Consider the following 24,583-nt stretch of genomic DNA (forward strand, 5'->3'; position numbering starts at 1 on the left):
CGCTAGTTTAACTCATTTTCATGTCCGCTTGCGGAAACCGGACTTGATACAGCACTTTACGCGGTAATGAGGTACAGCCGAAAAAGATCCCCCCAACCCCCCTTAAAAAGGGGGGAATCAGAAAGTCCCCCTTTTTAAGGGGGATTTAGGGGGATCAAAATGTACCCCATAGCAGCGAAAACTGCTGTATGATTAGGATTTTACTTAAACAGTCCGCTTCCGAGTTGTTTGATGGCAGCTCCGGCTACTTCTGCATAGCTGAGTTGTCCGCAGAGGATTTTACTCATCACTTTACTGGCAGCCGGTTGTTTCACACCTACCCGGTAGCTGACTTTGGGGAGTTTATAAAATACGCCACTAATGCGGGCGGCCCATTTCATGTCAGCTCCCCAGACTTCCGAAAGGGTTTGGGTATAGGTTTCTAGGGCGTTGCTGTTGCCACCAAGAGCTTGATCGATCGCCTCTGCTGCTTTGACTCCGCTAAAAATGGAGGGACGGATACCTTCCCCAGAGAGGGGATCGACGATTTGGGCGGCTTCACCTGCAACCAGGGCGTTTTGGGTATGTAAGGGGCGATCGCCGTCCCACAAGCGCACAGAATGCTCGTGATATTGAACGGTTCCCTCTTGAAGTCCACTGGATTGATAATAGCTCTGCAAGGTTTCCTGGAGATTTTTGGCATCTCCTCCCTGAAATGTGGTAGCGCTGATTCCATAGCCATCACTTTGGGGAAAGTTCCAAATAAAGCCATTTTTGAGGCTGCCAAAATCAAAATGTAGGGATGGGTTTTCCTCGGTAGATAGCCCAGAGATCTGTAAAATACCTGCTAGTTTTTCCTTACCTTGCTTAATTTTGAGCCATGTGGCCATGGGGCCTTTAGCTCCATCAGCAGCGATCAGATAGCGGCCTTCTATTATGCCTTGGGGAGTTTTCAGTTCCCAGCGATCGCTTTTCCACTCAATACCTGTGACTGGGGTATTATCCTTGAGAGTTGCCCCTTGATTTTGAGCTTGTTCTACGAGAAACCGATCGAAGCTATCCCGACGGACAATGAGCATCTGTTGTTCTTTGAGCTTGACATCCACTGGATCGTCGAGTTGCCAGGTGTAGCGCAGTTGGTTCACCTTCAAGCTAATTACTGGGTCTAGATCAAAATCAAAATATTGGGCGATCGCTGGAGATACTCCCCCACTACAGGGTTTATACCGAGGAAGAGCCGCTTGTTCCACGATCGCCACAGAACGGCCCTGTTTGGCCAAATGATAAGCCGCTGTTGCCCCAGCCGGCCCTGCTCCAACAATCATGCAATCAAACATAGGATAACTTTCTGCCAGATTTTGACAACTGTACAATAACACTCATTAACCGGTTTTTTGGTGTGCGTTCCGGTAATTTCTGCTTAATTCCTTTGGCCTTTTATCAACCTTTTCCTTAGTTTTTCGGAAATAAATTTTAAGTTTTGACAAAAAATAAGTAAGATCACTGAACTCAAAATCCATAACCAGAGATTACGATCAAAGCAAAAGACGACTTCATCAAAACTTCATAAAGCCTATCGTAGTCTTACGGGATACCAAAGGAGAAAAGGATTATGACTTGGGATGTGTGCCTTGAATACGCCAATGGAAACCAAACCCTACTCAAGACCTATCGCCATCGGGAAACGGCCCTGAGATATATTGATTTCATCTATGCCAACTATGGCTACCCCATGCATGTAGCCTATATTGTGCGTCCGAGCCAGCCTGGGTTTAACTTAGGGGTTCCCGCTTAACCGGGTCGGTAAGCGGGGGAGTTATAGAGTCCACAATCTTAGACTGTGGTGATATCTTTCTCTTTTTCAGCTAATAGTTCATCAATCTTCTTAATGTATTTATCCGTTAGCTCTTGAATCTTATCTTGTAAAGTCCGAGATTCATCTTCGGTAATGTCTCCATTTTTCTCTTTTTTGCGCGTATCATCGATTCCTTGACGGCGATTATTTCGCACGGAAACGCGACCTTCTTCGGCCAATTTAGCCACTTGTTTAACCAAATCTTTACGGCGTTCTTCCGTTAAAGGAGGAATATTTAAGCGAATCAACTGGCCATCATTACTCGGGGTTAATCCCACATCTGATAGAGAAAGAGCCTTTTCAATCAGACTTAGCGATCCTTTATCGTAGGGTTGAATCATAATGGTAGTGGCATCCGGGGTACTAATATTCGCCAGAGATTTGAGAGGAGTCGGCATACCATAATATTCAACCATTACTCGGTCTAGGAGGGCAGCATTGGCCCTTCCCGTCCGAATGGTGTTAAAAGAATGGCGAGTAGACTCAACGGCCTTCTGCATTAACTCTTCAACATCATTTAATTTCACAGGAACCTCCTACAACTGTTCCAACTGACTCTCCCATGACGGCGCGACGAATATTGCCTTTCACCGCCAGGTCAAAGACCAAAATGGGAATATCATTATCTTTACACAAAGCGATCGCCGTACTATCCATAACTTGCAATTCATGGGCCAAAACATGCTGATAGGTTAAGCTCTCATAGCGTTTGGCATCTGGATTGGTTTTGGGGTCGCTATCATAAACCCCATCCACTTTAGTCGCCTTAAAAATCACGTCTGCACTGATTTCTGCTGCCCTTAAAGCAGCCGTGGTATCGGTAGTAAAGAAAGGATTCCCCGAACCCGCGCCAAAAATGACCACTCGTCCCTTTTCCAAGTGACGCATAGCCCGACGACGAATATAGGGTTCTGCTACTTCCTGCATGGCGATCGCCGTTTGTACCCTTGTCGGGACATTTATTTGTTCCAAGGCATCTTGTAGGGTCATGGCATTCATCACCGTGGCGATCATGCCAATATAGTCGGCTGTTGCCCGATCCATACCAGCGGCCGCCCCTTTTACACCCCGAAAAATATTTCCTCCACCTACGACAATGGCCACTTGTACGCCGCTAGATATCACTTCTGATACTTGTTCGGCTATATTATGCACGATCGCGGGATCGATGCCATAGGCCAGGTTTCCCATTAAGGCCTCACCACTGAGTTTAAGTAATATGCGCTGATAACCTGTCCCCATGGCCAGCCTCTGTAATCTCCAGATCGATGATTTTAAGTACGAATTGCTCTCACCTAAGATAGCAGAATGTTGACCTTCTTCCCGAATGGTTTGCTCAAAGTCTAGGATTTAGCTCAGGAGCGCCATTGAATGGGAGTACCCACTAACCATGAGGGAATGGGATAGGTGACCTCTTGTGCTTGGAGCATTTGGGCGATCGCCCCCTGGATATCTTCTATCCACCTCTCTATGGCTCTCTCCTCCTCTGCCAGACCCCGACGATAACAGAGTTTCCCTTCATGATTGAGCAAAAATATTTCCGGAGTTTGGGTTGCACCAAAACATTGAGCCACATCTTGAGTCACATCTCGCAGATAGGGAAAATTAAGCTGATGCTCTTGGGCAAATTGTTTCATTTGCGCCAAACTCTCCCCCGACTCCTCGGAACCCTGATTCCCATTCATCCCTACCAATGTCACCCCTTGAGCTTCCCCTTCTTGCTGAAGGTGCTTGAGAGCCTCAACTGCTTTGGCCACATATGGGCATTGGTTACCCATAAACACGACACCAATCACCCGATATTTTTCCATATAGCGGGCCAGATGATGCACTTGATCGTCTACACCGGGCACTTCAAAATCTGGGGCATAGCTACCGATAGGGGTTCCCATGTCTTCCATGACAACCATGAATTAAAACCTGTATAAATAACTGTTCAAACAACTTAACAATAAACCGTATCCTCTGTAAACCAGATATTCTTCAGATTAAGATGTAACGGTCAAGATTGACAAACGCTCATCTCGATCCATGTTACAGTAGCTACTTTTTATCCAACTTACGCATTGACATCCTAATTTAGGTTGGGCAAGACCCATCCTGCTGGGCTGATCGCCTATTTTAGGCGATCGCCTCATTTGAGCGGATAGATTAAGGTTGGGGGGCAGTCCTCACTTCAGATAACTTGGGTAAAATCATTTTAGCAATTTCTGTGGCAGCTAATCGATTTCCCGCAATATTCCAGTGACTATCATTGGGACGATAGAGGCGAGTATTTTGTCCTGATTGTTGAAAGGGTTCTAATAAATCTAGGTAATCAATATTCAGAGCCGATAGTTTTTCTGCAAGCAATCGATTAGGCAAGGAGAAATCAAATTGCTCTGGCTGCATATCAAGACCCGAAACGACTTGATTTTGCAGATCTCTATTCACTTGTACTTCGTCGGGAATAATGACTACTAAAAACTCTATATTGCGCTGTTTAGCTATCTCATTCATCTGATTGATAAAATCCATGGCATAGTCAAAGGTTTGACCAAATTCAGGATTGTTTTTAATAAAAATTTTACTGCGGCGCATCTGCATACTGAGATAATTCTCATCAGTAAAGACCTTCATATTATCGTCATAAACCATATTCTCTGGGAGTTCCCACTCCCCTTCATAACTTTTTTGGATCTCCCACAAAAACTTAAAGAATGATACAACATAAGAATAAGTATAGAGGGGTTGAGATAGATTTCGATCTTGGCTATCTAAGAAATCATTCCCCATAAAAAAGGAAACGATAATCATATCCGGATTGTAATTTAGTCCTTCATTGACTAATACCCCTAGATAATCTTTAGGATTGAGGTTAGGAATACCAAAATTATAGAGTTCTACCGGTTTATTTTGCGCTTGTAGTTGCTCTTCAACCAAAGTGTAGTAATTTTCTTCATAGGGGACAACTCCAAAGGCAAAAGAATCTCCGATGCCGATAATTCTATAGATGCCTTCTGCTTTTTGAGGTTCAAATTCTAGATCTTTGTATCCTTGGGAATTTAAGGTAAAATCATAATGCTTAGAAAAGGGTTTTCCCCGAAAACGACCATAGGATTTATCATAAAAAATGAAACTGGGATTAATCTGATTGTAAATTCTAAATCCAATTTCGGTGAAGATAAATGAAATTACCGCAATAATCAAGAATTGTTTCAAAAATTGCTGGATGGTCTTTAGGTGGGGCATACTGGTATAAAAGAGCCTAGGATTTTATAAAGCTAAGACTCAGTTTACCCTATTGTCTTCTGAGTATGGTGTCGGGGTGCTTGCCTTCAGGCTTAGGTTTGGGAACAGAGAGTTTACCTATTATATTTTGTGTTTTTTGTCAAGTGCCATCCTTTAAGGAGGGGTTTCTCTGTGTGATGCACGTCACGGTAAATCTGGAGGAGTCTCACACAAGCTAGGGTTTTTTTGAATTACCTTAGTCTTATACATTCAGAATCGGCGGCGAAGGTCTAACTATAATATCAAGGGTCTAAAGCGCCAGTGCTGAAGGTTCTAGCTCTTTCGACAATCTCTTAAAATCTCGACTTTAATAGCATCATGTTTCAACCTACTACTATATCTTCTGGCTTCAATATCGCCGAATTAGTGTTTCAGGCTTGCCATACTGGGGAATTAACCTCGGAAAACCGCAAACAACTGCAATCCGTATTGCTGCAACACTCGATTAGTGAAGAAGAGCGGTCGGCGATTGATCGCCTAATCTACGCGACTCGTCGCGGATGGCTGAGAATTGCCAACTAGATTCCCCTGAATTTGGGGTATGATCGAAGCAAATAGCTGGCGATCGCCTTCCTCATGGTCATGAACATTCGCATCGGTAACGGTTATGACATCCATCAACTCAGCCCAAACCGCCCCTTAATTTTGGGAGGGGTAAACATTCCCCATGAACTTGGATTAGTCGGCTATAGTGATGCCGATGTATTAACTCATGCGATTATGGATGCCCTGCTCGGAGCCTTAAGCTTAGGAGACATTGGCCATTATTTCCCCCCCAGCGATCCCCAATGGAAAGGGGCTGATAGCCTGAAACTCCTCTATCAGGTGAATGGTTTGCTGCTTGACCGGGGTTGGCAAGTGGTGAATATTGATTCTGTGATCGTTGCCGAGCGCCCGAAACTGAAGCCTCATTTATCGGCAATGGGCGATCGCCTCTCGAAGGTCTTAAATCTACAACCCGATCAAATCAGCATTAAAGCCACCACCAACGAAAAACTCGGCCCAGTGGGTCGAGAAGAAGGGATTGCCGCCTATGCGGTCACCCTTCTGGAGAAAATGTAAGACCGTTTCTTTATGATGCCCCACTCAATAAACGATCGCAAGGGGCTAAAACCCCTTGCCCCTTGACAACCCTCCATTAATCGCCAGTTTCAACACCCAACTAAGGCTTACGCCCTCTGACGCGGATTCCTAAACCCATCAATGCCACCCCTACTAAACCGAGAAGGGCAGAGGGTTCAGGAACCTGAGATGGACTTTCATAGGCCGGTGGAGTAGAGGGTGTAGGTGTAGGTGTAGGTGTGGGGACTGGTGCTGGTGCAGCAAACACATTATTAAGTCCCGCCACATAAGTAATATCAGCATCAAGTTTACTATTTAAATCAAAACCACTCCCTCCAGCATGGGTCAAAGCTCCATAGCTACCCCCTAAAAATCCTTGACCATCACTCCCCGTCACCCAATCACTGGGAGCCAGATTACGAATGCGAATAGCATCAATAGCATCTCCTAAGCCTAAACCAAATAAACTTAAATCGAATACAGTGGCAAACACTTCATAGGTTTGGGAGAAATGGTCGCTAAATTGATAGAGATACTCACTAAAATCCGTTTCTCCAGCTTTGCGAACCGAAACAGCAAAGGCTTCCGGCTCTCCAAACCCTCCATTTTCATACACCACTAGGTCATGGCCTTCTTGATTGCCTAGGAGATTACCGCCCCAATCTAACTCAATAATGCCCACATTCCCATTCTGTCCCAAATCGACAAAAGTTCCCGATCCTTGGCCGAGAATGCCACCCACCGTTTGACTACTACTCAAAACTCCGCTTAAACCTGCCCCCCAAGAGTTCAGATTTCCCTCTATTATCGATCCTCCAGTTACGGCATTGCTTTCATCCCAGGTCAAGCTAGTCGATGAACCATCCCATTTCTGACCAGTCAAGGTGGCAGCATGGGCAGATTCAGAAGGGATAGAGGTAAATGTGGCGAGGATCAGACCCGCACTTAGGGGAGATGCTAACCCAACGAACAGATGATGTTTATTCATGATAATCGGTGCAACGTTTAGCTAAGGGACACAGATTTCTAGAAATCTAGAGGGATCTACCCTATGATTCCGTAGTTTTCCGGAGATTGGCAACCCCACGATCAAGTTTTCCTGAAGATATGCGTATTCTTAACCGACTAAGCAGGTTTGTCTCATCTCACGGGATTCCTGTTTTACATATCCTTCCATGGTTGCCCTCTGTAATTTCCAGAAGGCTTGAAGATCTTCTAAACCATAGGGTTTGAGCATGAGTGACCGTAAACGCTCTTCATCGGCCAAGCTCAGATATCCGGTAGAGAGGGCTTGTTGAACGACTTCGCGAATCATAATCTCGATCTCCCAAAAGATGAACTGCACCATTGCTATCGTCATACCTAGCGATCCTATGCATTTCTCCAAGCCCCGCAAGCATTGATGTTATGGAAGATTTGATGGAAAAATGGAGGGATCTTGAGCTTTTACACTTATGTCCTAGTAATATTACATTGTGGCAATTTTTTGGAGAAAAATCCAGTATTTTCCCTGATTTTTTATTTTTTCTTAAGAGTTGTGCTGGATAATTACGGAGTTTAGCGGTCTAAGGAGCTTGAACTTTCATGCCATTGACCTAAGATCAGGTTTGATAAACGGTTTAAGAGGATAAAAATTAAAATTCCCAAGATACTGATCAGTAATAATGCGGCAAACATACGGGGAATTTGCAGGTTATAACTGGCTAGGAGAATTTGGTAGGCGAGTCCTGAATTGGCTCCCCCTGCACCGGCGACAATTTCGGCAACGACAGCGCCAATTAGGGCTAGTCCACCGCTAATGCGTAATCCGGCGAAGAAGTAGGGTAGGGCGCTCGGTAGTCTGAGATAGAGTAGGGTTTGCCATCGGGAAGCGCTATAAAGTTTGAAGAGGTCTTTTAAGTTGGGATCTAGGCTATTGAGTCCGAAGGTGGTGTTGGAGACGATGGGAAAAAAGGCGATAATCCAGGCACAGATGACGAGGGCGGCAAAGGTATTATTACGCATCCAAATAATGATGAGGGGAGCGATCGCCGCTATGGGAATAGTTTGTAGAATAATGGCATAGGGATATAAACTTTTTTCAATCCACTTACTCTGAGCCATAATCATTGCTAGGGATACCCCGGAAACCATGGCGACAACAAAAGCAACGAGGGTGATTTTGAGGGTAACGAGCATGGCAGGAAAGAGAATTGAGCCATCTTTAATTAGGGTTTTTAAAATCAGAATTGGCCCCGGTAGGATGTAGCTAGGGGTATGGGTGAGGGATACAGAGATCTCCCAAACCGAGAGTACGAGTATTCCTAGAGCGAGGGGGGCTAGGGTTTCTAGGGAAAACAGACGGCGCAATTCGGGCATGATTTAAGGGGGAGTGATGGCTTGGGATAGGGCAGTGGCGACTTGTTGATAATAGTCAGTATAGGCGATCGCCCCCCGAAAACTGGGATTGCGGGGATAGGGTTCATCAATGGCAATTTCAGCAACAATGCGTCCGGGTGCAGCTCCCATCACGACGACTCGATGGGATAAATAAACTGCTTCATAGATATTGTGGGTGACAAATACAATTGTCCAGCGTTTTTTGCTCCATAAATTCAACAGTTCATCATTTAACTGGGTACGGGTAATATCATCTAAGGCTCCAAACGGCTCATCCATTAATAAAATTTGGGGATTATTTACCAACGCTCTAGCGATGGAAACCCGCATTTTCATTCCTCCAGACAATTGCCGGGGATAGGATTGAGACACTTTTTCTAATTTGACTAATTCTAGGGCTTCTTGAATTCTATCCTGGGCATTTTTATTCGGGACACCGGCCAGTTTGAGGGGTAAATAAACATTCTGCCAAACCGTAGACCAAGGCATTAAAGCCGCATCTTGAAACACAAATGCTAGTTGATGATTCGGGTCAGATTTTTCCCAATTGAGCCGACCAGAACTCAGGGAAGTTAAGCCAGAAATGAGGCGCAGTAGGGTACTTTTGCCGCATCCTGACGGCCCGACAAGGCTAAGAATCTCTGAGGGATAGATGTTGAGATTGAGATCGGCGATCGCCCAATTTTCAGTATCAAAGCGTTTGCCAATATTTTCTAGCTTAATAATCGGTTTTTTCGTATCCATAAAGCCCTTTTCACCTGCTTAAACCGACGGTTGATAATAGTCAACTCCCTTATTGACAAACTTTAGGGTATAGGCTTGATGATAATCTACCCCAGCATCTACCATGCCCAAATCAACTGTAGACTGGAAAAAAGCCTGCCAACGTTCATCGGTCATCGCGCCAATCCCTAATGTTTTTGCCTCTCCTGAAGTCAGGATTTGATACTCTTTTAATTTATGGAAACTATAATTTAACAACCCATCATCAATATCTGGATTATCTTGCTTAATCAACTGATAAGCGGGTTGAGGATTGTCTAAATAACTATACCATCCCCGAATCGAGGCATCCAGAAACCGATGAACTAAATCGGGACAATTTTTAACGAAGTTTCGAGTCGTCTTAATAGTAAAAGAATAGGGATTATAACCTGCATTTGCCAAGAGATGGATCACTGGCTTAAATCCCCCTTGTTTTTCAATACTATAAGGTTCCGATGTTAAAATTCCTTGTTGGGCAGAATTTTTATCTGCTAAAAACGGAGCCATATTAGAATTATAGGGACGAATTTGACTATCTGTAAATCCATATTTTTGTTTCAGAATTGGCCAATAAGTAAATCTAGCCGCAGCCGAAATAAAAATGGGTTTTCCTTTTAAGTCAGCGAGGGATTCATTGCCCACTCCTGGATGGGTTAACAGAATTTGAATATTTTCCTGAAACATTGAGGCAACAGTAACCAACGGAATGTTCTGCTCTATGGCTTGGAAAATGTTTAATGAACCGCCTATACTAAAGTCTACTACACCTCCCAAGAGGAGCTGGGTATTATTAGTTTGGGGATTGACTGGGCGGATGGTTACATCTAAGCCATGATCTTGATAAATTCCAGTTGCTAATGCTTGGTAAAATCCCCCATATTCGCCTTCTGCTTTCCAGTCAAGGGCAAATTTTATGGGGTCTAAGGATTTTAATTGAGTTGAGGGAGATGAGGAGGTCGATAATAGACCACCACCTAATCCAAAGGAACTTAGGTGTAGGAAATGGCGACGAGAAATCGGGGTGATTTTTTTCATTAGACTTCGGTAAAGATCTGCTGGATAAACGCTGAATAGCGATCGCTTAAAGATAAGCTTTCTGAATCTTTTGATGGCGTTTTTTCTTTAGGTTCTGGATGATGTTTAGTCTAACTTGCCTTCTCCCCTGCTCCTGTGGGAGCATGGGGATGAGAGCAACAGCTACAAACCCAAGTCTACCGCTATGCGGTGGGCGCAAGCAAATCCAGAAAAGGCGACGGCATTTAAGCCTTGTCCCGGAAAAGTGCTATCCCCAACACAATATAATCCAGGGATACTGGTACGATTAAAAGGCATTCCTAATAATCCTAATAACTTGCGTTTGGGAATGGGGCCATAGGTTCCATCTTGGCGGTTGAGGAAACGGCGATGGGTGCGGGGTGTGCCTACTTCTTCATAGTCTAAGCCCTCTTCTAATCCGGGAAAAATGGCTTCTAAGCGGTTAATGATTTGGTGGGCAACTTCTTGTTTTTGGGCTTCATATTTTTTCGGGGTTAATCCTTGCCACTGGTCGATCCAACTGGGGGTAAAGGTGTGAATAATATGATGACCGGGAGGGGCTAAATCGGGATCGAGTAAGGTGGGAATGGAGACAAAAATTGTGCCATGGGAGGATTCCATTTTCTCCCAGTCTTCAAGCAAAATATGGTGACATTCTGTGCCTTGGGGTAAAACGGATGCTTTAACCCCTAAATGTAGGCTGACAAAACTGGGGGATTTTTGGTAGCGTTCTTGCCAACTTTGTTCGGCTGGGGGTAGAGTTTCTGAGGGCAGTAACGATTCAAAGGTATTCCAGCGAGTGGCATTGGAAACGACGCGGCGAGCGGTGTAGCGTTTACCGTTGACTAATTCTACGCCTACAGCTTTGTTTTTGTCTAGGAGAATTTGTTTGACTCTGGATTTGTAGAGAATTTTGCTGCCTTTTTTCTCTAGTCCTTCAACGAGTTTTTGGGCAATTTGTCCGACTCCACCTTTGGGATAGTTAATACCTCCATAGTGGCGGTCGGAAAAGACCATTCCGGCGTTGATCATGGGGGTGAGTTCGGCGGGGACGACTGACCAACAATAACATTCAATGTCGATAAATTTGAGCAGTTGGGGGTCGCGGATGGTGCGACGGGCGATCGCCCCTACATTTTGCGGTAGATATTTGACTAAACCCAGACAGGCTAAGGGATTTTGGAAAAACACGCGCATTAAATATCGCGGTTCTTCTAAAGAGAGTAATTCCATGGCATTGAGGCAGTTAAACACGCGCCAACATTCGTCATAGAATTTACGGATGCCTTCTCGTTCGTGGGGGAAGCGATCGCTCAATTCTTGGATAAATGCCTCATACTCCCGATGGACTTTCAGCTCTAAGCCCCCTGGTAAATGATAATGGATTTGTACGGGATCGGGATAAGTATCTAAACTCATATCTACTGCATTCAGGGCGCGAGTGAGTAAATTAGTCGTTCCCTGTTTCCCGAAGCCAAAAATCATGGAAGCTCCGACATCAAACCGATAGCCATTGCGCTCGAAATAGCCCGCACTTCCCCCTGGAATTAAATAACTTTCCAATACTAAAACTTGAACGCCTTTAGCAGCGAGTTGGGTGGCTGTGACGAGTCCACCAATACCGGAACCAATCACAATGACATCATAATCAGGGGCAGAAGACTCAACAGACATGACTGAGGAAAGGAGGTAAATAATTTTAGAAGTCCAACCTTTAAATTGTAAACTATTGTTTGGTTTATCCTCACACAGCCATGACTTTTCAACTGCACGTTCATGTCCCTCCCCATCCCCTGATTCAACATTGGTTAGCGGTTGCTCGCGATCGCCAAACTCCTAGTGCCCTGTTTCGCACGGCGATGACGGAACTGGGACGCTGGCTCACCTATGAAGCGGTTCGAGACTGGTTGCCCACCTTCCAAACTACCCTGGAAACCCCCCTAGCTCCTTGTGAGGCAACCCTTGTTAATCCACAAATTCCTGTGGCTGTGGTTCCCATCTTACGGGCAGGATTGGCGCTGCTAGAAGGTTCTCAAGCCCTGCTCCCTTTAGCGAAAGTGTATCATCTGGGTCTGGCTCGTGATGAAGAAACCCTAGAACCGAGTTGTTACCTAAACAAACTGCCCCCAGAGTTCACCCCTGAAACCCGGATTTTAATTCCAGAACCGATGTTAGCGACTGGAGGGAGCATTACTTTGGCTTTACAAGAACTGACGCAACGGGGAATTAATCCAGAGTTTGTCCGGATTGTCTCGGTGGTAGCTGCGCCTCCAGCCCTACAAAAGCTCAATCAAAATTATCCCGCCCTCAAGGTGTATACCGCTTGTATTGACCCCGAATTGAATCAGCAAGGATTTATTGTACCGGGATTAGGAGATGCGGGAGATCGCACCTTTGGAACCTAACCTCGAAGCCTACTACAATAAAATCCCTCATTCATGCCCAATAACCGTTAACCTAGTAATAAAGCTTCACCTCACCCATAGCATATGAGTCAATCTAATAACAACTTTGCCACTGGATTTTTTCTTGGCTCCCTAGTCGGGGGGGTTGTCGGCGGTATTTTAGGGGCAACTCTAGCCAATCGCCGCAATGATAACCTGGACTCGGATGAATTTTTAAACGGCAATGCTCCCAATCAACTCAAAAACAGCGATCTCGATTTTAGAGCCGATGCCGAAATTGAAGCCGCCCGTCGCCGCCTAGAAAGTAAAATCGCCCAACTCAATGAAACCATTGATGATGTGCGCGACCAACTGGGAACCATGAATAAGGTTTCTTCTGAAAATGGGGAATAGGGAATAGGGAATGGGGAATCTTTCCCCTCTCCCCATCCCCCCCTCTCCTCCAACCGGTTCGGGAATTGCCCTGCCACTTCGGGGAGGCGATCCGGTACATTAGAAAACAATCGATCCTGTAAACTTCTGAGGAATACCATCCCTATGTACTTGCTTGCCCAAACCCTAGCACAATTTTGTCAAATTTACTTTGTCCTACTGATTATTCGAGTTTTATTAAGTTGGTTCCCCAGTATCAACTGGTTTGACCCCCCATTTTCTTTCTTGAGTCAGCTTACCGATCCCTATTTGAATATTTTCCGGTCGATTATTCCGCCCTTGGGGGGATTAGACTTTTCGCCGATTTTGGCGATCTTCTTGCTGCAATTTTTAACCAGTCTGTTTACCAGTCTTCAGGTTTCCTTTGCCCAAGGATCGCTCGGCTTTTAGCGGCGAACTCGACCCCCAAAACCCGCAGCTTTGAATTGCTCTAGAATCAGGGGAGTTGGTTGATCGGCGGATACTGAGATTCTCAGTTCAAAGTCACTAACTCCCGGCGGGACTTCTTCAATGAGTCCCAAACGAGTTCGATTTTGCATGACTGGGTTGCGGTTGGCATCATAGACGCGACCAAAAATATCAGCATCATAAACGGTTTTTCGAGTTGGGTTGGTGGCTTTTCCATGGATGAGAAAGCAGTTAGCGGGTTGAGAGAAACCACCACTGGTGACGGCTCCTTCGCCCATTTCTGGAGGGCAAGTTTCGTAGGAGAGATCGGAGAGTTGAATTTGGGTGAGTGCTAAGGCATCAGGGGCGATGCTCCAAGAGGTAAAGATGAGGAGCAGTGCCACGAAAGCGAGTTGCACAGAACGAAGTAGAGAAGGCGATCGCATAGGTTTATCGGTTATTGATGTTATCGATTTGATCTTTTAGCTTACCCTGAATTGTGGATCTCGCCCAAGGGTTAAGTGGGGGCGAAAAGTTTTTGCTCCCTATTTTTGCTGAATGATCTGAAGGGGTTTTTAAGTTATAGTCAAAGTAACTATGGGATTTGATTGGTTGAAGAGGTAAACTAATTATCTTTAAGTGACAAGACTCTGTTAAGCCATAGATCTCTATGGGGGAATCATGAGGATAATGGGGGGAATGAAGCCAATCCAGACAGAAATCCAAGAAGCTCAGTTACGTTGGATGATGGAAAGTACCACTGATGGGGTTTGGATCTGGGATATGGAACCTGATGCAGTGATATGGAACGATCAACTCTATAAGCTGCTTGGTCTCGATCCTCAGAGCATCGAACCTAATTTTGAGATCGTCACATCCTTGATTCACCCAGAGGATCGAAAAAAGCATCAAGAAACGATTCATTCAGTCTTGGAAACTGGCAAGAGTTATGAATTGGAGTTTCGTATGCGTCGCAGTGATGGCCAATATATTTGGGTGGTCGATCGGGGAACGGTGTTTAAGAATAATAAGAATTGTTCTTATCGGATGATGGGAACGCTTACGGAAATTAGCGATCGCAAGTATAATGAACTGTGGTTGAATGGGCAAAAACGGGTTCTAGAGGCGATCGCCAAAAATGCCCCCCTCTCGGAAACTCTCAGCTTACTGATTCATACCTTAGAAAGCCAAGCTCCAGAACTCTTAGGCTCAATTCTGCTCGTAGACCTGCAAAAAAATTGTTTAACCTTGGGTGCAGCACCCCACTTAGACCCCAGCTATAACCAAGCTGTTGATGGCATACCCATTTGCGAATTGTCGGGATCTTGTGGTACAGCCGCCTATCGCAAAGAACCGGTGATTGTAGAAAATATTGCCACAGATCCCCTATGGAGTGAATATAGAGATTTAGCCTTATGTTATGGCTTACAGGCGGCTTGGTCAACTCCAATCTTCTCGTTGCAAGATCAAGTTTTAGGCACATTTTGCTTTTATGCTGGCTCTCCAGGTTTGCCCACAGAGCAACATCAAAAACTGATGGAATCAGCTACCCGATTAGCCGGAATTGCCATTGAGCGCTGTCAAAGTGAAGTCAGTTTAAGGGAGAGCGAACAACGATTCCGGCGTTTGTTTGAAGAAGTGCCTTTAATTCCCGTGCAGGGATATGACCGGGATCTCAAGGTGTTTTTCTGGAATAAAGCCAGTGAGAATTTATACGGATACAAAGGGGAAGAGGCGATCGGAAAAAACTTAGAAGATCTGATTCTTTCTCCAGAAACAGCCGACTATCTCCGCCAAGGTTACGATCGCTGGATTAATCAAGGGATTCCCATGAATCCAGGAGAATTAATTGTCAAAAATAATCGCCAGAAATTTATCCGTATTTTCTCTAGTCATGTTCTGCTGTACAATGCCCAAGGAGAACCGGAGCTATACTGTGTTGATTTAGATTTAAACGAACGTTACCAGCAAGCAAACAAACTTTCTGAATTTAGTACCCGGCTAAAATATCTCCATCGCCTCAGTACCGGTAACTATAATAATTTTGAGGAACTATTTGCGGCTTATTTACAGGCAGGATGTGAACTTTTTGGACTGAAGACAGGATTTATTGCTAACCTCAATCAACAGATTATTTGCCTAGAGTTTGTTCAAAGTGAATTTCCCCAACTCCAACCGGGAATGTGTTTTAATCTATCCGATACTTACTGTTCAGAAGTCGTTTATCACCAACGAACCATTAGTTGCAGCAAAATTCAGGAATATCCCCAACTGCGAGAATGCCCTCCTTATAAAAAATTACATCTAGAATCCTACTTAGGCACTCCAATTATAGTGGAAGATAAAATTTATGGTGTTCTCAGTTTCCTCTCTTCAGAAGTTCACGATCCACCATTTACTGAAACGGATCGTGAAATGATTGAGTTAATGGCTAAGGATATTTCTCGCTTTATTACAGCCCATCAGCAGGAAATCAAACGCCAAGAAGCAGAACTTGCCCTGCGCGAAAGTGAGCTGAAATATAGAAGCATATTTGAAAACATTAGTCAAGGTATTTTTCAAAGTACCCCAGAAGGGGGGTATTTAAGTGCTAATGCTTTTCTCGCTCATCTGTATGGATATGATAGTCCAGAGTCTTTGATTGAGTCTTTGACAGATATTGAGAAGCAACTTTATGTTGACCCAAATCGTCGCCAAAAGCTTAAAGAACTGACGCAAAAACAGGGAATTGTTTATGATTTTGAATCAGAAGTTTATCGACGAGATGGTGAAATCATTTGGGTTTCAGAGACTCAAAGAGCAGTTTTAGATGAAGAGGGAAAAGTCCTGTATTATGAGGGAACAGTAGAAGATATTACTGCCCGTCGTCATGCAGAGGAGCAACTGCATTATGATGCCTACCATGATAAATTGACGGGCTTAAAAAATCGAGCTTGGTTTATCGATCATCTGGAGCAGGTGATCGATACTTATCAACGGAAAGAGACGGGTTTATATGCCATTTTATTTATTGATTTAGACCGGTTTAAGATTATTAATGATAGTTTGGGGCATTTGGTGGGCGATGATTTGTTAAAACAGGTCGCCCAAAGATTGCAAACTTCTTTGAGTGGGATTCATGCAGGGCCGTACTGTAACCTGGATCGGGATATTCCGAAAGATACCTTAGCCCGATTTGGGGGGGATGAATTTGCGGTGTTATTAACGGCGCTCAACGATCCTCAAGAGGCGATCGCCACAGCAGAAAAGTTAGTTTCCCTGATGCGGATTCCGTTTCGCATGGGAGATTACGAGTTTTCCTTGGGGGCAAGTATTGGGATTACCTTTGGTCATCAGGATTATCACTCACCGGAAGAATTATTACGAGATGCAGATCTAGCTATGTATCAGGCAAAAGCCCAAGGGGGAGGGCGGTTTGTGTGCTTTGAAAAGGTGATGCATCCCCGCGCCTTAGCTCGATTGCAGTTAGAACATGATCTCACTCGTGCCCTAGAGTTAGAAGAGTTATCTCTATGCTATCAACCGGTGATCTCTTTGAAGACAGGAGGGTTAAAGGGCTTTGAGGTGTTGTTGAGATGGCAGCATTCTAAGAAGGGATGGATTTCACCAGGGGAATTTATTCCCGTGGCGGAAGAAATTGGCTTAATTAGCACCTTGGGATGGTGGGTATTAGAGCAAAGCTGCCGTCAATTGGAGCAATGGCGATCGCAGATTCCCCAAGGGTTACATATTGTGTTGAATGTGAATCTGTCCTTATTGCAACTGAAACAGGTTAACTTGGTGGAGCAAATTGACAAATTGTTGCGATCGCACCAAATTCCGGGTCAGTGCTTAAATTTAGAGATTACTGAAACCAGCTTTCTGGAAACGTCTCAATTTGATGCATCCATCTTGCATCAACTCAAAGCATTAGGCGTGCAACTGTCCATTGATGATTTTGGCACGGGGTACTCCTCCCTCAGTCGCTTGCATCAACTGCCCCTAGACCTGATTAAAATTGATCGCGCATTTGTAGATGGCATTGAAACCGATTCTAGCAAAGAGGCGATCGCACAAACCATTATCACCCTAGCCCATAACCTGGGGGCACAATTGGTGTGTGAAGGGATCGAAACCCCAGCCCAATGCTGCAAATTGCAACAGCTTGGCTGTGAATACGGACAAGGTTACCTCTTTTCCCGACCCCTAATTCCCTCGTTGGCGACTGCCTTACTCGAAGATCCTAATTTTCAGCAAGCCATCAATTGGTCATGTTGCGGTTGCTCTGTGCCCTAATGATGCCTATCCCCCCTACCAGAACTGGAGGATGAGAGAGTATATTAAACACAACCCCAATGGGATTATTTTCCTTGTCTATGCTCCAAGTAAGGTTAGTGCTGAACACTCCATCCCCATCCACCCATGAGCCATCCTGCTCAACTCACCCTCAACTCCTATTTACTTGACTTAAATCTCCAAGATTTTCAAGTCAGTCCGACAACTTTGACTCAAGTTGTCTTAAATCAGTTCGATCAACGGCCCGATCTTACTGGTGTGATTGTGGCTAGTCCCCAACGATTTTGGGGCATGATTTCTCGGCGTTTATTTTATGAACACTTAAGTGAAATTTATGGCACTCAAAAAACATTAAAAACCCCGATTCAATACTTTTTAAATAATATGAAAAATCAAGGGAAGTGTTTACAACTTTCCTATACTGAAAAGATTGGCACAGCCGTTAATATTGCTCTATCCCGCGATCCAAAAGTTATTTATGAACCGATTGTTGTGGTTTTTCAAGAACCTAGTTTACCAGGAATCTCAGCTTACTTTTTATTGGACTTTCAAACTTTAATCCTGGCCCAATCTCAAATTCTATCTGACTTAAACCGGGAAATTGAAAACAAGCAAATTGAAGCTCAAAGAAATACCATTAAACTAGAGCGGGAACATCAAAAAGTAGAGGCTTATACCAGACTTCTTGAAGATCAACTGGCCGCGATCCATGAACGAAATCAACTCCTGGAATTACAGCAACAAGAATTAGTCCGTAAAAATGAAGAAGTTGCTGATTTGAATCATCGATTTATTCAAATTGGCAAAATTTTATCCCAATCGGGTAAACGGGCATTTCGCGCTACCTCTTCGGGGGTGAGTGTCATTTGTACTCAAACTGATAAAATTGTCAAAACAGGAGACTTACTAGAAGAAGAACTCAAAACCATTGATGAAACCTCAAAATTGATTGAAAGAGTCAGCCAACAGGTGCGCCACCTAGCAGTACAACTGGCGATTATTGCCAATCAAACGAATTCAGAAATGAGAGGATTTAGTAGTGTCAGTTCAGAAATTAGTCAATTGGTGACCCAAACGTTTGAAGCTGGACAACAAATGAAACGAGTGGCTAATCGATTTCGCCAAAGAATTCAAGAATTTACTGAATTTGCCCGAAATGGAAGTCAAGTGGCTAGTTCTCTGGTTGATAAAGTGGAGAAAGCTGAAAAAGCTCTCAAAGATTTAGAGTTATTAGTGCAATTTCAAGTCAATAAAAAAAGAGCTTTTTTTCAACCCGATCCCCCAAAATCCATCTCTCCTGAAGCTGAGATCGAGTCTATAGATGCGGAAGAAAAAAATCAGAAAAATGGAGCAGAGTCTCCTAAAAGTGATAAACTATAGAAGGGGTCTATAAAATTGTTCTTAAAATTCAAAGTCCAGGAGTAATTTAAATTTACTAAGCTCAGATTTTTGATTAACGCATCTATACCCAATATAGAAAGGAAAAATGGCAGCCGATCATCACTTTATCCTAGATTTAACAATTGTTTTGGGGGCTTCTGCCCTGGGAGGTTATGCAGCTACGCGCCTCCGACAACCGGTACTTTTAGGATATCTCGTTAGTGGGTTTGTGGTTGGCCCTTTTGGCTTGCAATTGCTGGCGGAAGCGGAGCAAATTAAACCCTTAGCGGAGATTGGGGTTGCCTTTTTATTGTTTGCTTTGGGGGTAGAGTTTTCCCTGGCAGAATTAAAGCGGGTGAAAGAAATTGCTATTCAAGGCAGTTTATTGCAAATTGGCTTAACTTTAAGTTTAGTGGCGATCGCCTCCACGGTTCTCGGTTGGGTGAGTGGCTGGACACAGGGAATTTTCTTGGGGTCTATTTTGTCACTCTCATCGACCGCCGTCGTCCTGAAAACCCTGACGGAGCGCGGAGAGGTCAACACCCTTCATGGACAAGTAATGTTGGCGATTTTAATTGCCCAGGATCTAGCATTAGGTTTAATGTTAGCGATTTTACCTGCGCTCGATGCCCCTGAAAACCTCTGGCCCACATTAGGAGCAGCCTTACTGAAAGTTAGCATCTTTTTAGCCTTGGCGATCGCCCTGGGACGATGGGTAGTACCTCCCCTCATTAAAAGCATCGCCCGCACCGAAAGTAGCGAACTCTTCCTCCTCACCACTATTGCCCTCTGCTTAAGCGTTGCCCTGGTGACTGCCCATCTGGGACTCTCCATTGAAATGGGAGCCTTTGTCGCCGGTTTAATGATTGCGGAAATTGATTATGCCGATCAAGCCCTCGCCAAAGTTCTCCCCCTGCGGGATACCTTTGCTAGTCTCTTCTTTGCCTCCATCGGCATGTTAATTGATCCGCAAATTTTGCTCGATAACTTCGGCATTATTTTAGGCTTAGTGCTGATGGTAATGTTCGGCAAAGCCCTAATTATTTTCCCCATTGTCCTCAAATTCGGCTATTCTTTTAAAACTGCCGCGATCGCCGCGTTAGGCTTAAACCAAATTGGGGAATTTTCCTTTGTCCTTGCCCTAGAAGGATTCGATCTAGGACTATTAACGAACGAACAATATCTCCTAATCTTAGGCACAACCGCCATCACCCTCATTCTCACCCCCCTTAGCATTCGCTCTGCCCCCCGGTTAGCCCAATGGATTGAAAAACTTCCTGGAATCAAGCAACTCCTGCGCCAGCAAGAAATCAAAGCCCTCTCCTTACCGGAAACCCTTAAAAATCATGTTGTCATCGCTGGCTATGGGCGTGTGGGACAAGCCATTATTAGAATTTTGCATAATCAAGGCTATCCCCTTCTGGTTATCGAAAATAGTGAAGCCGCTATTCAACGATTAAGGCAGCAAAATATTCCCTATATTTTTGGCGATGCCGACTCCGAATTAGTCCTAGAAAAAGCTCATTTGGAAACGGCTAGAGCAATGGCGATCGCCCTTCCCGATCCCGCCAGTACCCGACTGCTGCTCAAACGAGCCTTGGAATTTGCCCCGGAATTAGATGTGGTTGCTCGCTCTCATAACAATAGTGAAATTGATGTCCTCACCCAATTAGGGGCCCAAGAAGTGGTGCAACCCGAATTTGAAGCCGCCCTAGAAATGGGGGCCCATTTACTCTCTACCTTGGGCGAGTCTCAATGGGCAATTCAATCAATAATTCAAGCCATACACCGGGATCATTATCAAAGTGTACGCCCAGAAAACTTGGTTGGACTGCAACAAAAATGGCTCAATGATGCCACGGAATCTTTACATCATGAATGGGTGAAAATTTCGGAAACTTCATCCTTAGATTGGATGACCCTAAGTGGAACGGATATCCGTCATTTAACTGGAGTCACGGTGATGGCGATTCAGCAAGGGGACGATCTGGTTTATTATCCGAAAAATCAAATGACATTGCGCTCTGGCGATCAATTATTAGTGGTGGGTAAACCCGAAGAAATTTCAGCGTTTCGGGATTTAGTCGAGGGACGCAGTGCCCTGGTTGAGGGGATCAGTCATTGGTTAACTCTCTCGGAAAACTCCCATTTAATACATCTTACTCCCCGTGCCATTTGGCAAAACTATCAGATCGTCGTTCAAGCTGTCCGTCGCCATGGAAAACTCTATAATCCGGTGGATGCAGCCATGCAGTTAGAAGGGGATGATTGTTTATTGTTGCGAGGAGAGAGCGATCGCATTCAGGAAGTCATCAAAGAGGATATGCTCTTGAATCCAAGTGATGTAAGAAGTTAAGAAAAACACTTTGTCGCTCCTTAATTAATTCCATCTCTTGCTGATGTTGCGCCGCAACTTGCAATAAAGCTTGGCTGGTTACTCTCAACCCATCTATGCTATCTTTGATTTCGCTGATACTTTCTCTGAGTTCCCGGATGCTACCTGTGAGGTTATCTACAGTATCGGCTAACCCATCAATTCTTTCATCTGTCCAACGCTCTCTGGCCATGTTTCCTCCTGATGCAGGTAATCTTTGGCTCTAAATAAATTATATCTTCTGCTTTAGGTTCGTGAAGTTGACCACCATTACGGAGCAAAAGATACGTTTTCCTGAGTTCAGGAGACGCTACACTGGGAAACTCCATCATAATGAGAGAAACGAATCAGGAGAACTGCAACGCTTATGTTTCTAGATGACTATCGTCAACATGCCCAAGAACGGGCTGCCCTCGGTATCCCTCCCCTACCTTTGGATGCCGCTCAAACTTCTGAGCTGTGCGAAATGCTGAAACAGCCGCCAGAGGAACTCAAAGAAGAATTGCTGATGCTACTGCGCGATCGCATTCCGCCAGGAGTGGATGAAGCGGCTTATGTGAAAGCCGGGTTCCTCACGGCTGTTGCCAAAGATGAGATCCACTGTCCCCTCATTTCCCACCAGGGGGCGATCGACCTGCTCGGTACAATGGTGGGAGGCTATAATGTGCAATCCCTAGTCGATCTGCTCAAAGCCAAAGATAGCAACCTCGCCAGCGCCGCCGCCAGTGCTTTAAGCAAAACCACCCTCGTCTTCGATACCTTTAACCAAGTCATCGAACTCTCTGACGTTAACCCCTACGCCAAACAAGTCATCGACGCTTGGGCAAATGCCGCCTGGTTTATCCGTCGCCCCAAAGTCCCGGAAGCCATCACCGTCACCGTCTTCAAAGTGCCCGGAGAAACCAATACCGACGATCTCTCCCCCGCACCCCATGCCACCACTCGCCCCGATATTCCTCTCCATGCCCTAGTCATGCTAGAGTCCCGGATGCCGGAAGGGTTGCAAACCATCGCCAAACTGAAAGAAAATGGCCATCCCGTCGCCTACGTCGGTGATGTGGTTGGAACCGGTTCCTCCCGCAAGTCTGCCATTAACTCCGTCCTCTGGCACATCGGCGACGATATCCCCTTTGTACCCAACAAGCGTGCTGGAGGATACATCCTCGGTGGTAAAATTGCCCCCATTTTCTTCAATACTGCCGAAGACTCTGGGGCACTCCCCATCGAATGCGATGTCAGCAAACTGAACACTGGGGATATCATCACCATCTATCCCTACAAAGGGGAAATTACCAACCCAGAAGGAGAAGTGATCACCACCTTCTCCCTCAAACCCGAAACCCTCCTCGATGAAGTCCGCGCCGGTGGGCGTATTCCCCTACTCATCGGGCGTAGCTTAACCGATAAAACCCGTGAAGTTTTGGGTTACGAACCGAGTCCCCTGTTTACCCGTCCCAGTGTGCCCACCGATACCGGCAAAGGCTTCACCCTGGCGCAGAAAATGGTCGGGAAGGCTTGCGGTTTGCCCGGTGTGCGTCCCGGAACTTCTTGCGAGCCGATCATGACGACGGTTGGCTCCCAGGATACCACGGGGCCGATGACCAGGGATGAGTTGAAAGAACTCGCCTGTCTAGGCTTTTCCGCCGATTTAGTCATGCAGAGTTTCTGCCATACTGCCGCCTATCCCAAACCGGTAGATATCAAAACCCACAAGGATTTACCCGACTTCTTTGCTACTCGTGCCGGGGTTGCCCTGCGTCCGGGAGATGGCATCATCCACTCCTGGCTCAACCGGATGCTCTTACCGGATACCGTAGGCACGGGGGGCGACTCCCACACCCGTTTTTCCCTGGGTATTTCTTTCCCCGCAGGTTCGGGTTTGGTAGCATTTGCCGCAGCCCTGGGAGTGATGCCGTTGGATATGCCAGAGTCGGTGTTAGTCAAGTTTACGGGAGAGTTGCAACCGGGAGTTACTTTGCGGGATATCGTCAATGCCATTCCCTGGGTGGCGATGCAACAGGGTAAGCTGACTGTCGCCAAGGAGAACAAGCAAAATGTGTTCAATGGGCGGATTATGGAGATGGAGGGCTTACCAGACTTGAAGTTGGAGCAGGCGTTTGAGTTGACGGATGCGACGGCAGAGCGTTCTTGCGCGGGTTGTACGATTAAGCTGAGTACGGAGACTGTAGCGGAATATCTGCGCTCTAATATTGTGCTGATGAAAAATATGATCGCCAGGGGTTATCAAGATGCGATGACTTTGACTCGTCGTATTGCCAAAATGGAGCAATGGTTGGCCAATCCTGAGTTAATGTCAGCCGATGAAGATGCGGAGTATGCTGATATTATCGAGGTCAATTTAAGCGAGATCAAACAACCCATTGTTGCGGCTCCTAATGACCCGGATAATGTGAAGTTAATGAGCGAATGTGCGGGGGATAAAATTGATGAGGTGTTCATTGGTTCTTGTATGACCAATATCGGCCATTATCGGGCAGCCGCGAAGATTTTGGAAGGGGCAGGACGGATTAAATCTGTCCTCTGGATTTGTCCCCCAACTCGCATGGATGAACAGCAGTTACGGGAAGAAGGGGTTTATGGTATTTTTGCTGCTTCTGGTGCAAGAACGGAAATGCCGGGATGTTCTTTGTGTATGGGAAATCAAGCGCGAGTGGAAGATAATGCTACGGTTTTCTCGACTTCGACCCGTAATTTTAATAACCGCATGGGTAAGGGTGCTAGGGTCTATTTAGGCTCGGCCGAGTTGGCTGCGGTGTGCGCTCTTCTCGGTAAAATCCCCACGGTGGATGAGTATTTAGATATTGTTGCCAAGAAGGTCGATCCGTTTAAGGCTGAGTTGTACCGTTACCTGAATTTCAATGAGATTGAGGGTTTTGAGGATTTCGGTCGGGTGATTCCTGTGGAGCAGATGCCGAAGTTAGAGGAGGCTGTGGTGTAGTATAATGGTTAGGGTGAGCCGGATGA

The 24,583-nt window shown here is 45.4% G+C and carries 23 protein-coding genes; 10 read left to right on the forward strand and 13 right to left on the reverse strand.

What is annotated here, in order from left to right; translation table 11 throughout:
* Positions 1 to 200: 200 nt before the first annotated feature.
* Positions 201 to 1,316 (reverse strand): geranylgeranyl reductase family protein, encoded by a 1,116-nt coding sequence (locus AC3FZD_RS08920; RefSeq protein ID WP_488739795.1) that lies wholly within the window; start codon positions 1,314 to 1,316, stop codon positions 201 to 203.
* A gap of 275 nt (positions 1,317 to 1,591) precedes the next feature.
* Between AC3FZD_RS08920 and AC3FZD_RS08925 the strand changes: the two genes are divergently transcribed.
* Complete coding sequence (locus AC3FZD_RS08925) at positions 1,592 to 1,774, forward strand: family 2 glycosyl transferase (protein WP_488739796.1); 183 nt, start codon at positions 1,592 to 1,594, stop codon at positions 1,772 to 1,774.
* 38 nt (positions 1,775 to 1,812) lie between these two features.
* On the opposite strand, the gene frr is transcribed toward AC3FZD_RS08925, so the two are convergent.
* From frr to AC3FZD_RS08945, 4 genes are all read right to left on the reverse strand, one after another.
* Entirely contained in the window at positions 1,813 to 2,334 is a 522-nt protein-coding gene (gene frr, locus AC3FZD_RS08930) for a ribosome recycling factor (protein WP_488740303.1), read from the reverse strand.
* 13 nt (positions 2,335 to 2,347) lie between these two features.
* Positions 2,348 to 3,076, reverse strand: a complete 729-nt coding sequence (gene pyrH / locus AC3FZD_RS08935; protein ID WP_488739797.1) for a UMP kinase — start codon at positions 3,074 to 3,076, stop codon at positions 2,348 to 2,350.
* Between the two features lie 113 nt (positions 3,077 to 3,189).
* Entirely contained in the window at positions 3,190 to 3,744 is a 555-nt protein-coding gene (locus AC3FZD_RS08940) for a redoxin domain-containing protein (RefSeq protein ID WP_488739798.1), read from the reverse strand.
* A gap of 241 nt (positions 3,745 to 3,985) precedes the next feature.
* Entirely contained in the window at positions 3,986 to 5,065 is a 1,080-nt protein-coding gene (locus AC3FZD_RS08945; protein ID WP_488739799.1) for an alginate O-acetyltransferase AlgX-related protein, read from the reverse strand.
* 357 nt (positions 5,066 to 5,422) lie between these two features.
* On the opposite strand from AC3FZD_RS08945, the gene AC3FZD_RS08950 reads away from it, so the two are divergent.
* Positions 5,423 to 5,626 carry a hypothetical protein gene (locus AC3FZD_RS08950; protein WP_488739800.1) on the forward strand — a complete coding sequence of 68 codons (204 nt, stop codon included), beginning with the start codon at positions 5,423 to 5,425 and terminating at the stop codon, positions 5,624 to 5,626.
* A gap of 60 nt (positions 5,627 to 5,686) precedes the next feature.
* Positions 5,687 to 6,166, forward strand: a complete 480-nt coding sequence (gene ispF / locus AC3FZD_RS08955; RefSeq protein WP_488739801.1) for a 2-C-methyl-D-erythritol 2,4-cyclodiphosphate synthase — start codon at positions 5,687 to 5,689, stop codon at positions 6,164 to 6,166.
* 100 nt (positions 6,167 to 6,266) lie between these two features.
* Here ispF and AC3FZD_RS08960 read toward each other — a convergent pair whose 3' ends face one another.
* The 6 genes from AC3FZD_RS08960 to crtH all read right to left on the reverse strand — a co-directional run bounded on the left by AC3FZD_RS08960 (position 6,267) and on the right by crtH (position 12,019).
* Positions 6,267 to 7,154 carry a PEP-CTERM sorting domain-containing protein gene (locus tag AC3FZD_RS08960; RefSeq protein WP_488739802.1) on the reverse strand — a complete coding sequence of 296 codons (888 nt, stop codon included), beginning with the start codon at positions 7,152 to 7,154 and terminating at the stop codon, positions 6,267 to 6,269.
* 129 nt (positions 7,155 to 7,283) lie between these two features.
* On the reverse strand, positions 7,284 to 7,526 hold the full coding sequence (locus AC3FZD_RS08965; protein WP_488739803.1) for a hypothetical protein: 243 nt from the start codon (positions 7,524 to 7,526) through the stop codon (positions 7,284 to 7,286).
* A gap of 197 nt (positions 7,527 to 7,723) precedes the next feature.
* Positions 7,724 to 8,524 carry an ABC transporter permease gene (locus AC3FZD_RS08970; protein ID WP_488739804.1) on the reverse strand — a complete coding sequence of 267 codons (801 nt, stop codon included), beginning with the start codon at positions 8,522 to 8,524 and terminating at the stop codon, positions 7,724 to 7,726.
* 3 nt (positions 8,525 to 8,527) lie between these two features.
* Complete coding sequence (locus tag AC3FZD_RS08975; RefSeq protein WP_488739805.1) at positions 8,528 to 9,289, reverse strand: ABC transporter ATP-binding protein; 762 nt, start codon at positions 9,287 to 9,289, stop codon at positions 8,528 to 8,530.
* 18 nt (positions 9,290 to 9,307) lie between these two features.
* The gene (locus AC3FZD_RS08980; protein WP_488739806.1) at positions 9,308 to 10,345 is read right to left on the reverse strand and encodes an ABC transporter substrate-binding protein; all 1,038 of its coding nucleotides are present in this window, start codon (positions 10,343 to 10,345) and stop codon (positions 9,308 to 9,310) included.
* A 162-nt stretch (positions 10,346 to 10,507) separates the two neighbouring features.
* Positions 10,508 to 12,019 carry a carotenoid isomerase gene (gene crtH, locus AC3FZD_RS08985; protein WP_488739807.1) on the reverse strand — a complete coding sequence of 504 codons (1,512 nt, stop codon included), beginning with the start codon at positions 12,017 to 12,019 and terminating at the stop codon, positions 10,508 to 10,510.
* Between the two features lie 80 nt (positions 12,020 to 12,099).
* Here crtH and upp point away from each other — a divergent pair, with 80 nt between their 5' ends.
* The 3 genes from upp to AC3FZD_RS09000 all read left to right on the forward strand — a co-directional run bounded on the left by upp (position 12,100) and on the right by AC3FZD_RS09000 (position 13,572).
* Positions 12,100 to 12,750: a uracil phosphoribosyltransferase gene (gene upp, locus AC3FZD_RS08990; protein WP_488739808.1), complete on the forward strand. Its 651-nt coding sequence runs from the start codon at positions 12,100 to 12,102 to the stop codon at positions 12,748 to 12,750.
* Positions 12,751 to 12,834: 84 nt separating this feature from the next.
* A complete protein-coding gene (locus AC3FZD_RS08995) occupies positions 12,835 to 13,143 on the forward strand; it encodes a ssl2009 family thylakoid membrane protein (protein ID WP_488739809.1) in 309 nt (102 codons plus the stop codon).
* Positions 13,144 to 13,287: 144 nt separating this feature from the next.
* Positions 13,288 to 13,572, forward strand: a complete 285-nt coding sequence (locus AC3FZD_RS09000; RefSeq protein WP_488739810.1) for a YggT family protein — start codon at positions 13,288 to 13,290, stop codon at positions 13,570 to 13,572.
* Here AC3FZD_RS09000 and AC3FZD_RS09005 read toward each other — a convergent pair.
* Positions 13,569 to 14,015, reverse strand: coding sequence for a hypothetical protein (locus AC3FZD_RS09005; RefSeq protein ID WP_488739811.1), 447 nt, complete (start codon positions 14,013 to 14,015; stop codon positions 13,569 to 13,571). The two genes, AC3FZD_RS09000 and AC3FZD_RS09005, sit on opposite strands and share 4 nt — an antisense overlap.
* 253 nt (positions 14,016 to 14,268) lie before the next feature.
* Here AC3FZD_RS09005 and AC3FZD_RS09010 point away from each other — a divergent pair, with 253 nt between their 5' ends.
* From AC3FZD_RS09010 to AC3FZD_RS09020, 3 genes are all read left to right on the forward strand, one after another.
* Positions 14,269 to 17,844: an EAL domain-containing protein gene (locus tag AC3FZD_RS09010; protein ID WP_488739812.1), complete on the forward strand. Its 3,576-nt coding sequence runs from the start codon at positions 14,269 to 14,271 to the stop codon at positions 17,842 to 17,844.
* A 126-nt stretch (positions 17,845 to 17,970) separates the two neighbouring features.
* Positions 17,971 to 19,224, forward strand: a complete 1,254-nt coding sequence (locus tag AC3FZD_RS09015) for a CBS domain-containing protein (RefSeq protein ID WP_488739813.1) — start codon at positions 17,971 to 17,973, stop codon at positions 19,222 to 19,224.
* 106 nt (positions 19,225 to 19,330) lie between these two features.
* Positions 19,331 to 21,580 carry a monovalent cation:proton antiporter family protein gene (locus AC3FZD_RS09020; protein ID WP_488739814.1) on the forward strand — a complete coding sequence of 750 codons (2,250 nt, stop codon included), beginning with the start codon at positions 19,331 to 19,333 and terminating at the stop codon, positions 21,578 to 21,580.
* On the opposite strand, the gene AC3FZD_RS09025 is transcribed toward AC3FZD_RS09020, so the two are convergent.
* Positions 21,537 to 21,791, reverse strand: a complete 255-nt coding sequence (locus AC3FZD_RS09025; RefSeq protein WP_488739815.1) for a hypothetical protein — start codon at positions 21,789 to 21,791, stop codon at positions 21,537 to 21,539. The two genes, AC3FZD_RS09020 and AC3FZD_RS09025, sit on opposite strands and share 44 nt — an antisense overlap.
* Positions 21,792 to 21,965: 174 nt before the next feature.
* On the opposite strand from AC3FZD_RS09025, the gene acnB reads away from it, so the two are divergent.
* Positions 21,966 to 24,557, forward strand: coding sequence for a bifunctional aconitate hydratase 2/2-methylisocitrate dehydratase (acnB, locus tag AC3FZD_RS09030; RefSeq protein WP_488739816.1), 2,592 nt, complete (start codon positions 21,966 to 21,968; stop codon positions 24,555 to 24,557).
* Positions 24,558 to 24,583 lie beyond the last annotated feature (26 nt).

This window comes from Roseofilum sp. KMC-1 (assembly GCF_057802075.1).

Coding starts and splice junctions, on each gene's coding strand:
- AC3FZD_RS08965 (WP_488739803.1), bottom strand. CDS start 7,526: ATGACGATAGCAATGGTGCAGTTCATCTTTTGGGAGATCGAGATTATG.
- AC3FZD_RS08995 (WP_488739809.1), top strand. CDS start 12,835: ATGAGTCAATCTAATAACAACTTTGCCACTGGATTTTTTCTTGGCTCC.
- AC3FZD_RS09005 (WP_488739811.1), bottom strand. CDS start 14,015: ATGCGATCGCCTTCTCTACTTCGTTCTGTGCAACTCGCTTTCGTGGCA.
- AC3FZD_RS08940 (WP_488739798.1), bottom strand. CDS start 3,744: ATGGTTGTCATGGAAGACATGGGAACCCCTATCGGTAGCTATGCCCCA.
- AC3FZD_RS08950 (WP_488739800.1), top strand. CDS start 5,423: ATGTTTCAACCTACTACTATATCTTCTGGCTTCAATATCGCCGAATTA.
- AC3FZD_RS09025 (WP_488739815.1), bottom strand. CDS start 21,791: ATGGCCAGAGAGCGTTGGACAGATGAAAGAATTGATGGGTTAGCCGAT.
- AC3FZD_RS09020 (WP_488739814.1), top strand. CDS start 19,331: ATGGCAGCCGATCATCACTTTATCCTAGATTTAACAATTGTTTTGGGG.
- crtH (WP_488739807.1), bottom strand. CDS start 12,019: ATGTCTGTTGAGTCTTCTGCCCCTGATTATGATGTCATTGTGATTGGT.
- AC3FZD_RS08925 (WP_488739796.1), top strand. CDS start 1,592: ATGACTTGGGATGTGTGCCTTGAATACGCCAATGGAAACCAAACCCTA.
- frr (WP_488740303.1), bottom strand. CDS start 2,334: ATGCAGAAGGCCGTTGAGTCTACTCGCCATTCTTTTAACACCATTCGG.
- upp (WP_488739808.1), top strand. CDS start 12,100: ATGACTTTTCAACTGCACGTTCATGTCCCTCCCCATCCCCTGATTCAA.
- AC3FZD_RS08960 (WP_488739802.1), bottom strand. CDS start 7,154: ATGAATAAACATCATCTGTTCGTTGGGTTAGCATCTCCCCTAAGTGCG.
- ispF (WP_488739801.1), top strand. CDS start 5,687: ATGAACATTCGCATCGGTAACGGTTATGACATCCATCAACTCAGCCCA.
- AC3FZD_RS08970 (WP_488739804.1), bottom strand. CDS start 8,524: ATGCCCGAATTGCGCCGTCTGTTTTCCCTAGAAACCCTAGCCCCCCTC.
- AC3FZD_RS09000 (WP_488739810.1), top strand. CDS start 13,288: ATGTACTTGCTTGCCCAAACCCTAGCACAATTTTGTCAAATTTACTTT.
- acnB (WP_488739816.1), top strand. CDS start 21,966: ATGTTTCTAGATGACTATCGTCAACATGCCCAAGAACGGGCTGCCCTC.
- AC3FZD_RS08980 (WP_488739806.1), bottom strand. CDS start 10,345: ATGAAAAAAATCACCCCGATTTCTCGTCGCCATTTCCTACACCTAAGT.
- AC3FZD_RS08920 (WP_488739795.1), bottom strand. CDS start 1,316: ATGTTTGATTGCATGATTGTTGGAGCAGGGCCGGCTGGGGCAACAGCG.
- AC3FZD_RS08945 (WP_488739799.1), bottom strand. CDS start 5,065: ATGCCCCACCTAAAGACCATCCAGCAATTTTTGAAACAATTCTTGATT.
- pyrH (WP_488739797.1), bottom strand. CDS start 3,076: ATGGGGACAGGTTATCAGCGCATATTACTTAAACTCAGTGGTGAGGCC.
- AC3FZD_RS09015 (WP_488739813.1), top strand. CDS start 17,971: ATGAGCCATCCTGCTCAACTCACCCTCAACTCCTATTTACTTGACTTA.
- AC3FZD_RS08975 (WP_488739805.1), bottom strand. CDS start 9,289: ATGGATACGAAAAAACCGATTATTAAGCTAGAAAATATTGGCAAACGC.
- AC3FZD_RS09010 (WP_488739812.1), top strand. CDS start 14,269: ATGAAGCCAATCCAGACAGAAATCCAAGAAGCTCAGTTACGTTGGATG.